Here is a 13,076-nt window from a genome sequence, read left to right on the forward strand (position 1 = left end):
TTAGTTAACTTTATATCTTAATCATCACTTTGAATTCTGGATAAAGAATTGACGAAGTATCGACAGCTTAAACAGAATTCAAATTAAATTAATACATTAATAATGAAATTTATTTTTTAATATAATTTTCTAATTAGACAATTATATTAAACCCACCCAAAAAAACCGATCAATATCAATCCAAACAATAATAAATTAATAGATAAATAAAATAAAAACACTTACTAATTTCAGGAAAATTTTAAAATTTGAAATATAATTTATATTACCCACTTAATTTTTTATAAAACTAAATAAAGGGGAAGTAGATATGTTTACCATAAACTATCGCGATTATTTCGCTGCATTAGATCTATATGCAGCAGCAATGTATAGTCAGGATCCGTATAACATTACCCCGCCACCTGATCCACGCATAGAAAAAGATGGCTGGAAACTTAAATGCTATATTTCCTGTAATGATTACTCTACGTTCATGAATACCAAAACAAATAAAAGAGAATTAATGATTTTGGAGGAAAAAGTTAACTTTGGATATCTGGCAGAAAGAGTAACGAATCCCGGAGAATATGTTATTGCTCTCCGCGGAACCAAGAATTTTGCAGAAATAATAAATGACCTTGATGTACAATATATACAACCTTGGCCTGATACACCTGAGCAATCAGTTTTTGATGGATTCTATTTAATGTATAAATCTTTGTTTCTTATTGTTCCTGATAACACAACGGGGATTAATTATCAGAGCCTCCCACTAGCAGATGCCATCACACAATTTATCGGAATAAATGGTTATTGTACTATCTCCGGTCATAGCCTTGGTGCTGCAATGGGGACTTATCTTATGAGGGATATTTATGATAAAGCACCTAATTGCAGATCTTGCTTATTTGCCAGTCCAAATGTAGGAAATTATGAATTTGTAACATATGTTAATCAACACTTTCGTGATAATATCGTTATTAATTATGTAGAAGATATCATTCCTTCATTACCACCTAACTCTTATCAACTTCCAACTGTTTATGAACTACAGCCAAGAGACGATGTAATAGTAAAGGATTCCATAGGTTGCAAACATGCTATACTCACTTATCTTGCTTTATTAAATAAATACAAATTTTTCGAAGTGCTTGATGGAGATTATCCAGAAGATAAGCAAACATGGAATGATTGTCTGCAAGTAACACTGGACGCTTGAAAAATAAGCCCCATTCAGCATGGGGTTTATTCATCAAAAATCATTTATTGTTTACTGGTAAGCTCACTGAATTACAAAATCCCTTGCGCCAGCATGGCATCAGCCACTTTCACAAAGCCCGCTATGTTCGCACCCTGTACATAGTTGATCTGTTTGCCTTCTCCACCATATTCCACACAGGATTGGTGAATATCGAGCATGATGTGATGTAAGCGGATATCCACTTTTTCTGCTTTCCAGTTCTGGCGTATCGCATTCTGCGACATTTCCAGGCCGGAAGTGGCTACACCTCCCGCATTGGCGGCCTTACCCGGCGCAAACAGAACACCTGCTTCAAGGAAAGCATCAGTAGCTGCGATAGTTGCCGGCATGTTGGCTCCTTCTGCTACCAATTTCACACCATTCTGAATCAGTATTTTCGCATCTTCCAGATGCAGCTCATTCTGTGTCGCGCAAGGCAGAGCAATATCTACAGGCACTGACCACGGGTTTTGCCCCTCAAGGAAAGTCAGCCCACGTTCTTTGGCATAATCCTCAACACGCCCATAACGTTTATTTTTAATCTCTTCCAGATGAGCCAGTTTCTCTGGAGTGAACCCTTCATCATCCAGAACAGTACCGCCGGAATCGGATACCGTCACCACTTTAGCCCCCAGTTCCAGACATTTTTCGATGGTATATTGAGCGACATTTCCTGCCCCCGAAACCGATACCCGCATACCATCCAGCGCCATACCATGACGTTTCAGCATCGCATGAATGAAATAAACCAGACCATAACCCGTCGCTTCCGGGCGGATCAGACTGCCACCAAAAGAAAGCTCTTTACCTGTGAAAACACAGGCCGTGTTGTTGGATAACTTTTTCATCATCCCGGCCATAAACGCCACTTCCCGGCCACCAACCCCGATATCTCCGGCAGGAACATCAGTATCAGGCCCCAGATGGCGATACAACTCAGTCATTAATGCCTGACAGAACCGCATAATCTCACCCTGACTTTTCCCTTTAGGATCGAAATCAGAACCACCTTTTCCACCGCCCATTGGTAATGTTGTCAGCGCATTTTTTAATGTTTGCTCAAAACCCAGAAACTTCAGAATAGAGAGGTTAACGGAAGGGTGAAAACGCATCCCTCCTTTAAATGGCCCGATGGCCGAATTGAACTGTACCCGCCATGCGCGGTTTACCTGAATCTTTCCCTGATCATCAACCCAGCTGACGCGGAATTGAATGACTCTTTCTGGTTCAACCAAACGCTCTAATAACCCCTGTTCACGATACTGCGGATTCCGCTCAAGAAAAGGCCAGAGAGAGGTCAATACTTCTCTTACTGCCTGTAAATATTCTGGTTGATGTGGATTGTGATACTGAACAGATTCAAGAAATGAGACTAAAGATGATGGTACATTCATTTATAGCTTCCTTTATACATTCAGATGTGATGCCCTCCCCATTTCCTTTGTTATTTTTTGTCGAAAATGTGAGGTAATTACGGTTTGCTTTCTGAATATACCACTATTTTATGATTGAATTTCAATAACTATTTTTATTAATTTTGTTGAAAATAAATTTTATAATTTCTGAATAAAAAGCTTTTTAAAGCACCTTATCCTTTGCGGAAGCAAAAAAATCGCCTGCAATAAGCAGGCGATTCCATAGAATAAGTTTTCAGCAGAATATTAATCTTCGTCACGTAACGGAACGATAAGCATATCAACATGGACTGTGTTAATGAGCTGACGAGCTGAGGACATCAGCTTGCTCCAAAAATCCTGATGATGACCACAGACAACAAGATCCATATCATATTGCTTAATCGCATCAACAAGCACTTGCCCTAAATCGCCGCTACCACTCAGCGTTTCCTGAATTTCATAGCTTGAATTCTCTGACAACTCTTTCAGGGAGTTACGGGTTTCATCTGCGATACGTGCCTGCATATCACCAAGATTGACATCTATCAGGCCGGTGTATAAATCAGAGTAATTTACATCAACATGGATCAAGGAAACCTTAGCATTGTATGGCCTTGCCAAAGAAACCGCTTTATCCACCAAGACCCTGCTTTCTGGAGATAGATCAACTGCTACAAGAATATGTTTATAAGCCATATAAGTGAACTCCTTCCATAAAATGGATTGGCGGCATTAAACGCCATGATTTTATACTTATACTATAACTGCTTGACGCCTCTTTTGAGTGTCGTCGTGATCACAACTTGTTACTTTATTTAGTTAACCAGTTGAAAGAAAAGATATCTGCTTTCAATACCATAACTGTATTCAATATTTTATCTCTGATACTGAGGCCATTTTTCAATATCATTTGGCTTTTCTAATAAGCCATTTCCTCCTAAAATTTAATACTGTGACTATTTACATTGCTACCTTTTCAGATAAATTCTTAATCCATACACAATATCCCGTTGCCACTCTAAGGAGGGGGAATATGTTCAGTATGCTTGCATTCTTCTGGGCAATTTGCATTATCTGTATTATCAATATATTACGTTACATTTCTTCACTACGGGCTTTATTATTTATTCTGCGTCAGGCAGATCCGATGCTGTATCAAGCTATTGATGGGAATGGTTTTTTTACTGGTAATGGTCAATTCAGTAAACAAATGCGGCTGGTACGCTACATTAACACACAAGGCTATCTCAACCATCACAATGATGATGTCATCTTTTTCTGCGAAAGGCTGCGTAAGCAGTTTATATTGACGAAAGTGTTATGTGGGATAGTCTTACTGTGTCTGGTAGGAATAGCGATAGTCTGATAACAACAGAGAGGGAAAGCGAGTTGAAAATAAAAAGTGGCAATAAAAAGGGTTGAGCTGCTGATATCGCTGCCAACCCTTTTTAAATAACTTAAGCTTAGATCAATTGCAGAGCAATCCAATACAGGCAGCCTGACAGGGCGATTGAAATCGGCAATGTCAGTACCCACGCCAGCATGATATTTTTGATAGTCTTACTTTGAACACCACCACCATCAACCAGCATTGTACCTGCGACCGCAGAAGAAAGAACCTGTGTCGTCGATACCGGCATCCCCGTATAACTAGCAACTCCAATCGATACTGCGGCAGTCACCTGAGCGGAAACCCCCTGAGCATAAGTCATGCCTTTTTTACCGATTTTTTCACCAATAGTGACAGCAACACGTTTCCAGCCAACCATTGTGCCCAGAGACAGTGCCAGCGCCACCGCGATGATTATCCACATTGGTGCATATTCAACGGTATTCAGCAGATCTTTACGCAATTTATGCAGGAAACGGGCATCTTCCATGCTGGTTTCTGGCAATTTAGCCACAGCACTTGCTGTATCAGCAATACACATCAACATGCGACGCATGCTGTTACGTTGATCCGGATTCAGCTCACTATAGTTCTGAATACTTCCCAGCATCGTTTCCGTAGTATTCAGCACATCGAGTGCCCGTGAATTATCACAGTGGAAATTCATATCCAGTTGATCTTCAACCGGAGAGATGGCCGGAGTCAGCTCAATTGCATGGGTAAGCGCAGGTTCATGATGCTCATAATACTGCTGCAAATGCACAACAGCATCATGGGTACGGGCAATGTCATAGCTTGTTGAGTTCATATTCACAACAAAGCCAGCAGGCGCGACACCAATCAGTACCAGCATGATCAGACCAATCCCTTTCTGGCCATCATTGGCGCCATGAGAAAAACTCACACCAACAGCAGAAAGGATCAGAGCTGTTCGTGTCCAGAATGGTGGTTTACGTTTACCATCCTGTTTTTCACGTTCAGCCGGAGTCATGTGGATACGACGGCGCTTTTTAGTACCACTCCAGTAACGGCGCAGTAAAAAGACCATCGCTCCCGCGATCACCAAACCAATCATAGGAGACAGAATCAAGGACATAAAAATCTGTATCATCTTCGGAATATTCAGCGCATCAACAACAGAAGAGCTGGTCACTATCGCATTGGTCAGGCCAATCCCGATAATAGAACCAATCAACGTATGAGAGCTGGATGCCGGGATCCCGAAATACCATGTGCCCAGATTCCAGATAATTGCCGCCAGCAGCATGGAAAAGACCATCGCCAAACCATGGCTTGAGCTGACATTCAGTAGGAGATCTGTAGGTAATAGATGAACAATCGCATAAGCGACACTTAATCCACCAAGTAGAACACCAAAAAAGTTAAAAACCCCTGCCATGACAACAGCAAATTGCGAGCGCATAGCGCGGGTATAAATAACAGTTGCTACTGCATTTGCGGTATCATGAAACCCATTGATGGCTTCATAAAAAAGCACAAACAACAGAGCAAGTACTAACATAAGGCCGGTATAAAAATCCAGGCCAGTAAACAGATGTAGCATAAACGTTAAGCCAGTTAGTAGGACATGAACGCGGCGCATTATCAGTGACAAACGCTGGCGGGAAAAGAGAAATATGACCTTTTTTTGATTTAATGACAATAAACCGGCAGCGAATGATTTACTTTTCTCATAAAAATCAAAAAATTATGGGATTTTTATCTTTTTATATTTTTTTGATGAAAAATGACCTGCCATAATAAAAGTTCAACCAAGTACTTATTTTTCTCTGCATTTCGCAGATAGTCCCTCCACAATGAAGTGTATTTCCTGAAAAATAATCCGGCAAGAAAGTTATTCTGCAAGTATAGAGATAGCAAACGAATGGAAAAATTTGATGTAGTAATTATCGGTGCTGGCGCGGCTGGCTTGTTTTGCGCAGCACAGGCCGGCCAGTCAGGGCTAAGTGTTCTGGTACTGGATAATGGTAAAAAAGCAGGCCGTAAAATTTTAATGTCCGGGGGCGGACGCTGTAATTTTACCAATATGTATGCCGAACCCGCAGCCTTCCTTTCAGCCAATCCGCACTTTTGTAAGTCAGCACTTGCTCGCTACACACAATGGGATTTTATTGACTTGGTGCAACGTCATGGTATTGCCTACCATGAAAAAACGTTAGGACAGCTTTTTTGTGATGATTCGGCTCAGCAGATTACCGACCTGCTTTTGAAAGAGTGTGAAGCGGGTCAGGTTACGATTCGCTTACATAGTGAAGTCACTCAGATCGAGAAAAATGAGCAAGAGTTCGAAATTACTGCATCAGGGAAAAAAGTAAGCGCGCACTCACTTGTAGTGGCTTCTGGCGGATTATCTATGCCCGGTTTAGGTGCCTCTCCTTTCGGTTATCGCATTGCAGAACAATTCGGTCTTAATATCCTGCCAACTCGTGCCGCCTTAGTTCCTTTTACCCTACACAAACCATTGCTGGAACAGCTTCAAACTCTCTCCGGTGTGGCGGTTCCTTCTGTTGTTACCGCACAGGACGGAACGGTGTTCAGGGAAAATATCCTGTTTACTCACCGCGGACTTTCCGGCCCCGCTATTTTACAGATCTCCAGCTATTGGCAGCCCGGTGAATATGTGAGTATTAACTTACTTCCGAATATCGACTTGGATGACTTCTTAACTCAGGAACGTGAATCCCACCCTAACCAAAGCCTGAAAAATACCCTTGCCAAACTGTTGCCAAAACGTCTGGTGGAGTGCCTGCAATCTCTTGGTCAGCTACCAGAACTCTCTCTGAAACAGCTTAATTCCGCACAGAAAAAAGATCTGGTCACTATCCTGCAATGCTGGCAGGTGCAGCCAAATGGTACTGAGGGATACCGCACCGCAGAGGTGACTCTTGGTGGAGTAGACACTAATGAGCTGTCATCGAAGACAATGGAGTCCCATAAGGTGAAGGGATTGTATTTTATCGGTGAAGTTGTCGACGTTACCGGCTGGCTTGGCGGGTATAACTTCCAATGGGCATGGAGTTCAGCCTGGGCCTGTGCGCAGGCGCTGGTGGCTGTGGAAATAAATCACACTAGGCGTCAAACTACCTGCTAGTAATTCAATGAACTTTGTTATCTAAAAAAGTGGGACCATGATCCCACTTCAACTTATTAATGGTCGAGTACTCTGGTTACCAACATGGGCGAACTGATAAAGAAAAAAACATATTATTTTCGATGAGATTTTTGATTGTAAAAAATCATTTTATAATTTTAAGATCTGATTTTCTGTGCTGCTTTTGTTCCTGATAAAAATTCTCATGAGTCCCGATATCAAGTAGATATAACTCTAATTTATTTTCTTTCCAATGATATCCGAGCATAATCAATTGATTGTTTAGTGAAAACTTATGCACTCTTAAAAAATCAAGATCACCTTTTTTATTTTCACCTATTTTGGGGTTTTTAATTATTTTTTCAATTTCATCTTCTACAAGATACAAACTCTGTTCTGGTAGTTTACTTAACGCTTTAGAAAAACGCCTTGTTTCGTAAACCTCAATCTCATTTTTTTGTTCTTCTAACATATTTACTTATTCTCCCATGCTCTACTTCTTTTTGAGCCAGTAAAATTTCATGGATAAATGAATAAGTTAAATCTGGATTATCCTCGGCAATTCGCCCAATTTTAGCCCAATGCTCTATTTGCTTTGGAACGCTTCTGTTTGATGCTTCAGCATGAATCCTAACATCATCCACAAATTCATCATCCAACCTAACGCTAATGGCCATGATGACCTCCAGTTTTATGAATTTTTAACTTGCACTGTCAGAATACGACAATTTGTCGCAATTTGCAATTTTTTGGCGGATAAATGCCCACCAAAGCTAGTGTTATAAAATACGTAAATTCTGTATCAGATAATCAATAAAAACGCGGCATTTGAGGCGAATACGATGATCACCGGCAAACACAATCGTGATGTCCTGTTTGGGCAATGTATAGTCGGGAAACAACTGGATCAGCTCCCCTTTCGCAATTTCCTCTTTCACCATCCACTCCGGCAGAATGGCTACACCGAGTCCGGAACACACCATCGCCTTAATAGCTGAGGCTGAATTAGAATGAAACCGGGCCATAGCACGAAATTCGAACTCTTCCTTTTTATCGTTGCGTAAAGTCCATTGTGTTGGTGTCTGTAAGTTACTGTTAGCAATCCACTGCACAGCATTTAAATCATCAAGGGATTTCACGGGGTTGTTTTTTAACCACTCTGATGAGGTCACCATAACAATGGCGTAATTACCCAGTTTTCTGCTTCTTAAAGTCGAGTCACGTAAAGTTCCTAAGCGAATTGCCAGATCAAACCGTTCTGAAATTAAATCATTCAATGATGAATCAGCGTAATAACTGATGCCTAAATTTGGATGAAGTTTGCAAAACTCACCAATTAAGGGCAGTAAAAATTGCGCACCAAATTCCGCAGTGGATGTAATACTCAAAGTTCCGGATAAAGAACGATGAATGTCAGATATGTTTTCAATAGATGTCTGAATATTAGAAAATATTTCCCGAAAATCCTTATATAGGACTTCACCGGCTTCTGTCAGAGTGATGCCTCGTGTATTGCGAATAAGCAGCGGCACATTCAGCACTTCCTCCAACGATTTCACATGAATACTCGCCATCGCTTTGCTAATGAAAAGCCGTTTTGCAGCAAGAGTGAATGACCCACAATCTACTACCGCAAGAAACGTTTGAATTCGTTTTAAGTGATTAAAAATCATAGATTGTTAAATATTAGTAAACACTGAGTTCAATTTAATCTAATCGACACTACCGAGCAAGCCAAATTAGACTCCGAACTGGAGGATAAAATGACATATCGTTATCGTATTGCCTTTATTTTTTTAGCTGGCTTTTTCATTGACTGCATAAATATTTTTATGTCAGCGATTGCATTGCCTAATATTTCCCACGAGCTCAACATTTCTGAATCTAGCGTGGCCTGGGTAGCAAACAGCTATATTCTGGGATTGACGCTCATTATTCCACTAAGCACCTGGTTTGCCAGTCATCTGGGTGCCAGATTAACCATGGCAGCTTCCATGGCAATATTTTCTGTAGGAGCTTTACTATCAGGGCTATCCAACGATTTTGTGTCATTGATCCTGTTTCGATTTATTCAGGGGATAGGCGGTGGCTTACTGATCCCGGTAGGTCAGGCACTCACCTTTGGCCTGTTTAAAAAAAATGAACGCGCAAAAGTATCGACGCTGATTATGGCTGTCGCACTAATTGCACCGGCTATTTCTCCCGGTGCAGGCGGAGTCATCGTGGATCACTTTTCCTGGCGCTGGGTATTTCTCTGTAATATTCCTTTCAGTCTCATCACGGCATTACTGGCAATATTGTGGATCAAAGAAGAAAAGACCACCGCCCGCCGACCGGATCTCATAGGGCTATTATTGGTGAGTCTTGCACTTACTGCGCTGCTGTTTGGCATGTCACTGTATGCGGGTTCTAGCAGCCCGTGGTTTCCCCTCATCTTAGCCGGAATTGGCATTTTATTTAGCCTGCTCTACGTCAGACATACTCGCAGCATAGAACACCCAATTCTCGACCTGAATGTATTGCGCAATAACCGTATGCTCTTCTCTGTCTTAGTTTACTATGCTGTACCGGGCATATTTACCGGTGTGAATCTACTCAATATTTTCTTTCTCCAGCAGGTGATTGGCTGGACTGCCAGTGAAACCGGACTTTTGATGATATTGTTCGCGGGTGGATCATTCTGTGCGATGGTAGCTTGCGGTCATCTCTATAATCACATTGGCGCTGCCCGACTATTCTGTACTGGCCTGATACTGCATGCCGGGGGGATCGTCTTGCTGACACTGGTCGGGGCGGAACATGAGTTATTCTTGCTTGTTTCTGCTTACTTGCTGATGGGAATTGGCGGAGGTATTTCAGCCAATACCGCTCAGACCACTGCGATGCTGGATTTTGAAGGGGAACATCTGGCACGCGCCAGCACTGTCTGGAACCTCAATCGCCAGATGTCATTCAGCATCGGTGCTGCGGTTTTTACACTGCTCTTTAATCTGCTACAACAGCAAACTACCACGACATCTGCTTACCATTTCACATTCCTTATTGCCGCCGGGTTAGGACTACTTCCCCTGCTAAAGCTCATCCAACTCAGTCAAAAAACGGAGTCCGTATGCAATCAGAAAAAGAATTAATTGCTCACCGCAGCCTAATCGAGCTTCCTCAATGGATAGAAGAGGTATTTACTGGCCGGGAAGGTCATCCATCCGCGCTGAAGAAACTACTGGGCAGTTTTCCCGCTGATTTCAGGATGATAACAATGAAAGGCCAAAGCATCGGTCTGACTGAAGTAGAAAACCTGTTTCGTCACAATATAGGCACCCGGCCTCAACTACGCATTGTTATCGATGCCTGTGAAACATTAGCGGAAACTACAGAAAGCGTGATATGTCGCTATCGCGAAACTCAACATAATGCAGGAACTACGCTGGTTCGCTGGTCCACCGTCATTATAGATATTCATGCGGGGCAACCCTACTGGCGCTATCTGCACGAAACAGCCATTGAGGAATAAAAGTAAATCAACATCAGTAAGCCATACTTATGCCTTTCAAGTTGCAGCTTTATGCGCTGCAACTTGAAGTCCGGAGAGTATATATTCTACTTTTATCTTTTATTATTATTTAATGAGAACCTGCCCTTATAAAATATTAAAGACAGAGGAAAATAAAATATTCAATATATTGAAATTCATTTTCGTTCGATGTATTAACGGTATTACTGATGAATGACATCATTCATTTTAACACGAAAAAAAATCTTGCCATTTATTATAAGATAATGAAACGACACTTGATTGGATAAAAGAACTTTAAAGAACAACATTTAAATAAACAGACAAATCAATGTAATTAAAAATTAAGAAAGGAGAATGATGATGTCATTAGAAATGGTTACTGCTTACCGTAAATCAAATGCTCTATTTTCTTTTGTAGACAGTGAAGCACCATTACATTTAAGCACTCAAGATGGCAAAACAGTGGAACAACTTGCTCAGCTATGCAATGTTTATCAGGATAGATTCCATCGATTATTAGACTATATGCAAACACTCAATGTGTTAATAAAGAAAGACGATAAATTTTATCTCACCGAACAGTGGGCATCACTCAGTAAGCCGGACAGCTTTGAAACATTATATATAAAGTTCGAATTAGACCCCGCTTTCTGGAGCGCTTGGGCACAATACAGCGCATCATTAAGAAAAAATAATAATAAATCTGCATTTGAAATTACCCATAATGAATCATTCTTCGATTATCTCAGTAATGGAAAAAATAAAAAAATAAAAATAACTTTTGATAATTTAATGGCGAAAATGACCAATATGATGAATGAATATGTTATTGACCACCTGCCTTTAAATAACGTCTCTTCATTTATTGATATTGGTGGTGGAGTGGGTTCTTTTGCAAAAAATATAAAAATGCATTATCCCCATATTCAGTGTCATGTCATGGATCAATATGATTTTACCGAGCAAGAATCAGAAGGAGTGACTTTAATTAATGGCAATTTCTTTTCTGCTATTCCATCAGGATATGACGTTTATTGTATGAAGGGTGTTTTACATGACTGGCCAGATAATCAGGTCATCCATCTTCTCAAAAACTGCCATCAAGCTATGCAGGAAGATTCCGTCTTATATGTTATCGATATGATCAAAGAACCAGATGAAACAGCATCATTTGATTTATATATCGATACCCTTCTGTTAGGCCAGAAACGGAATCAGTCTGAATTTGAATTTGTGGCAAAACAGGCCGGATTTTCTATTACCAATATCTACAATCTGAATTTCTCTACCGTAAATGGCAACCAGTACATTATTGAAATGAAAAAAAATAAATTTACTCTGAAGTAACAGCTATGTCGCTATGACTATCCGTGTAATCCGGCTGAACGGCGTAATACCGACTCACAAACGAAGTCTATGCGAATTGATTGATATCCATGCAGGGCAGCCCGCCGACACAACCTGCATGAAACAGCTATTGTGGGGCAGAAAATGCAGCAGTATCCGATCTGCAATATTCGTACTCTCAGCGACACAATCCGGGAGTTTACTTTGGCGGCACCAGAATGGGAACTCGCTGCGTTAACACCCGGCAGTCATTTCCGCTGGCTGATGCCCGACAATATTGGTACACGTAGTTATTCTTGCGTGATGTTGACGATACCAACAACCACACTGACATTTGCCATCCAACTCAATACAGCTTCTGCCAGTAGCCAATATTTACAGAGCCTGAAAGTAGGTGACAGTGTCAGGCTTGAGGGGCCATTTAACCACTTTCCACAGCTCTCCGCACCTGAGGGCGGTCGGGATATAGTGATTGCAGGAGGCATTGGCATAACCCCCATCACCGGTGTCATAGTGCGCCTCATTGCAATGGGAAAGCACCCCGAATGTCATTACCTTATCTCCTCACAAGCACAGGCTGTCTACGCAACCGAATTGGCGACTCTCGCCGCTTCATATTTTTATCTACACAGTACAGAAGAGCAAAAGGTCTGTCTTTCCGGATTATTGGGTGCATTACAAGACCACGATCGACTGCATGTATGTGGTCCTGTGCGCCTGCTCAATGCCGTGCTGGACTACTGTGATAACCACCGTTTTCCACGGCAACACATTGCCTTTGAACTTTTCACCACACCATCAATTGAAGCTGATATTGCCGAGGCGGGTTACGAAGTAGAAGCAGCAGAATCAGGTATCAGGCTACAGGTCGCGGCTGGCCAGTCACTACTGGATGCCCTGGAAGCGGCAGGATTAGAGCCACTGTATGATTGCCGGCGCGGGGAATGCGGTCTATGTGCACTAAAAGTGCTCGAAGGTGACGTCGAGCACCACGATTTCATTATGACACCGCAAGAAGCGACTACCTCCCGAACCATTTATCCCTGTGTTTCCCGAGCAAAGGGAAGCTTCCTTAAACTAGCATTGTGAATCGT

Annotated in this window: 13 protein-coding genes; 7 read left to right on the plus strand and 6 right to left on the minus strand. The window is 41.6% G+C overall.

The window, feature by feature from the left end:
* Window positions 1-310: 310 nt before the first annotated feature.
* On the plus strand, window positions 311-1,201 hold the full coding sequence (locus AACX68_RS18025; protein ID WP_228858174.1) for a lipase family protein: 891 nt from the start codon (window positions 311-313) through the stop codon (window positions 1,199-1,201).
* A gap of 71 nt (window positions 1,202-1,272) precedes the next feature.
* Here AACX68_RS18025 and gdhA read toward each other — a convergent pair whose 3' ends face one another.
* Both gdhA and uspA read right to left on the minus strand, forming a co-directional pair.
* Entirely contained in the window at window positions 1,273-2,616 is a 1,344-nt protein-coding gene (gene gdhA, locus AACX68_RS18030; protein WP_228858175.1) for an NADP-specific glutamate dehydrogenase, read from the minus strand.
* A gap of 267 nt (window positions 2,617-2,883) precedes the next feature.
* Window positions 2,884-3,315 carry a universal stress protein UspA gene (gene uspA / locus AACX68_RS18035; RefSeq protein WP_099120419.1) on the minus strand — a complete coding sequence of 144 codons (432 nt, stop codon included), beginning with the start codon at window positions 3,313-3,315 and terminating at the stop codon, window positions 2,884-2,886.
* 337 nt (window positions 3,316-3,652) lie between these two features.
* Here uspA and uspB point away from each other — a divergent pair, with 337 nt between their 5' ends.
* Window positions 3,653-3,985 carry a universal stress protein UspB gene (gene uspB / locus AACX68_RS18040; protein WP_099111018.1) on the plus strand — a complete coding sequence of 111 codons (333 nt, stop codon included), beginning with the start codon at window positions 3,653-3,655 and terminating at the stop codon, window positions 3,983-3,985.
* Window positions 3,986-4,082: 97 nt separating this feature from the next.
* Here uspB and pitA read toward each other — a convergent pair whose 3' ends face one another.
* A complete protein-coding gene (pitA, locus tag AACX68_RS18045) occupies window positions 4,083-5,573 on the minus strand; it encodes an inorganic phosphate transporter PitA (protein WP_099111019.1) in 1,491 nt (496 codons plus the stop codon).
* A gap of 321 nt (window positions 5,574-5,894) precedes the next feature.
* Between pitA and AACX68_RS18050 the strand changes: the two genes are divergently transcribed.
* Window positions 5,895-7,121, plus strand: coding sequence for an NAD(P)/FAD-dependent oxidoreductase (locus tag AACX68_RS18050; RefSeq protein ID WP_228858176.1), 1,227 nt, complete (start codon window positions 5,895-5,897; stop codon window positions 7,119-7,121).
* Between the two features lie 145 nt (window positions 7,122-7,266).
* Here AACX68_RS18050 and AACX68_RS18055 read toward each other — a convergent pair whose 3' ends face one another.
* From AACX68_RS18055 to AACX68_RS18065, 3 genes are all read right to left on the minus strand, one after another.
* The gene (locus AACX68_RS18055; RefSeq protein ID WP_228858177.1) at window positions 7,267-7,593 is read right to left on the minus strand and encodes a type II toxin-antitoxin system RelE/ParE family toxin; all 327 of its coding nucleotides are present in this window, start codon (window positions 7,591-7,593) and stop codon (window positions 7,267-7,269) included.
* Entirely contained in the window at window positions 7,571-7,798 is a 228-nt protein-coding gene (locus AACX68_RS18060; RefSeq protein ID WP_228858178.1) for a ParD-like family protein, read from the minus strand. Before AACX68_RS18060 ends, AACX68_RS18055 begins: the two co-directional genes overlap by 23 nt.
* 102 nt (window positions 7,799-7,900) lie before the next feature.
* Window positions 7,901-8,794: a LysR family transcriptional regulator gene (locus tag AACX68_RS18065; protein WP_228858179.1), complete on the minus strand. Its 894-nt coding sequence runs from the start codon at window positions 8,792-8,794 to the stop codon at window positions 7,901-7,903.
* 90 nt (window positions 8,795-8,884) lie between these two features.
* Here AACX68_RS18065 and AACX68_RS18070 point away from each other — a divergent pair, with 90 nt between their 5' ends.
* From AACX68_RS18070 to AACX68_RS18085, 4 genes are all read left to right on the plus strand, one after another.
* Window positions 8,885-10,252, plus strand: coding sequence for an MFS transporter (locus AACX68_RS18070; protein ID WP_228858180.1), 1,368 nt, complete (start codon window positions 8,885-8,887; stop codon window positions 10,250-10,252).
* Complete coding sequence (locus AACX68_RS18075; protein WP_228858181.1) at window positions 10,231-10,632, plus strand: hypothetical protein; 402 nt, start codon at window positions 10,231-10,233, stop codon at window positions 10,630-10,632. Before AACX68_RS18070 ends, AACX68_RS18075 begins: the two co-directional genes overlap by 22 nt.
* 363 nt (window positions 10,633-10,995) lie before the next feature.
* The gene (locus AACX68_RS18080) at window positions 10,996-11,982 is read left to right on the plus strand and encodes a methyltransferase (protein WP_228858182.1); all 987 of its coding nucleotides are present in this window, start codon (window positions 10,996-10,998) and stop codon (window positions 11,980-11,982) included.
* Between the two features lie 144 nt (window positions 11,983-12,126).
* A complete protein-coding gene (locus tag AACX68_RS18085) occupies window positions 12,127-13,071 on the plus strand; it encodes a flavin reductase family protein (RefSeq protein ID WP_228858183.1) in 945 nt (314 codons plus the stop codon).
* The last annotated feature ends 5 nt before the right edge of the window (window positions 13,072-13,076 follow it).

The sequence above is a fragment of the Xenorhabdus sp. PB61.4 genome (assembly GCF_963894935.1).
Taxonomy (GTDB): Bacteria; Pseudomonadota; Gammaproteobacteria; order Enterobacterales; family Enterobacteriaceae; genus Xenorhabdus; species Xenorhabdus stockiae.

Bases quoted from the DNA above. Each gene is read 5' to 3' on its own strand.
- AACX68_RS18025 (WP_228858174.1), top strand. From the start codon at position 311: ATGTTTACCATAAACTATCGCGATTATTTCGCTGCATTAGATCTATAT.
- gdhA (WP_228858175.1), bottom strand. From the start codon at position 2,616: ATGAATGTACCATCATCTTTAGTCTCATTTCTTGAATCTGTTCAGTAT.
- uspA (WP_099120419.1), bottom strand. From the start codon at position 3,315: ATGGCTTATAAACATATTCTTGTAGCAGTTGATCTATCTCCAGAAAGC.
- uspB (WP_099111018.1), top strand. From the start codon at position 3,653: ATGTTCAGTATGCTTGCATTCTTCTGGGCAATTTGCATTATCTGTATT.
- pitA (WP_099111019.1), bottom strand. From the start codon at position 5,573: ATGCTACATCTGTTTACTGGCCTGGATTTTTATACCGGCCTTATGTTA.
- AACX68_RS18050 (WP_228858176.1), top strand. From the start codon at position 5,895: ATGGAAAAATTTGATGTAGTAATTATCGGTGCTGGCGCGGCTGGCTTG.
- AACX68_RS18055 (WP_228858177.1), bottom strand. From the start codon at position 7,593: ATGTTAGAAGAACAAAAAAATGAGATTGAGGTTTACGAAACAAGGCGT.
- AACX68_RS18060 (WP_228858178.1), bottom strand. From the start codon at position 7,798: ATGGCCATTAGCGTTAGGTTGGATGATGAATTTGTGGATGATGTTAGG.
- AACX68_RS18065 (WP_228858179.1), bottom strand. From the start codon at position 8,794: ATGATTTTTAATCACTTAAAACGAATTCAAACGTTTCTTGCGGTAGTA.
- AACX68_RS18070 (WP_228858180.1), top strand. From the start codon at position 8,885: ATGACATATCGTTATCGTATTGCCTTTATTTTTTTAGCTGGCTTTTTC.
- AACX68_RS18075 (WP_228858181.1), top strand. From the start codon at position 10,231: ATGCAATCAGAAAAAGAATTAATTGCTCACCGCAGCCTAATCGAGCTT.
- AACX68_RS18080 (WP_228858182.1), top strand. From the start codon at position 10,996: ATGTCATTAGAAATGGTTACTGCTTACCGTAAATCAAATGCTCTATTT.
- AACX68_RS18085 (WP_228858183.1), top strand. From the start codon at position 12,127: ATGCAGCAGTATCCGATCTGCAATATTCGTACTCTCAGCGACACAATC.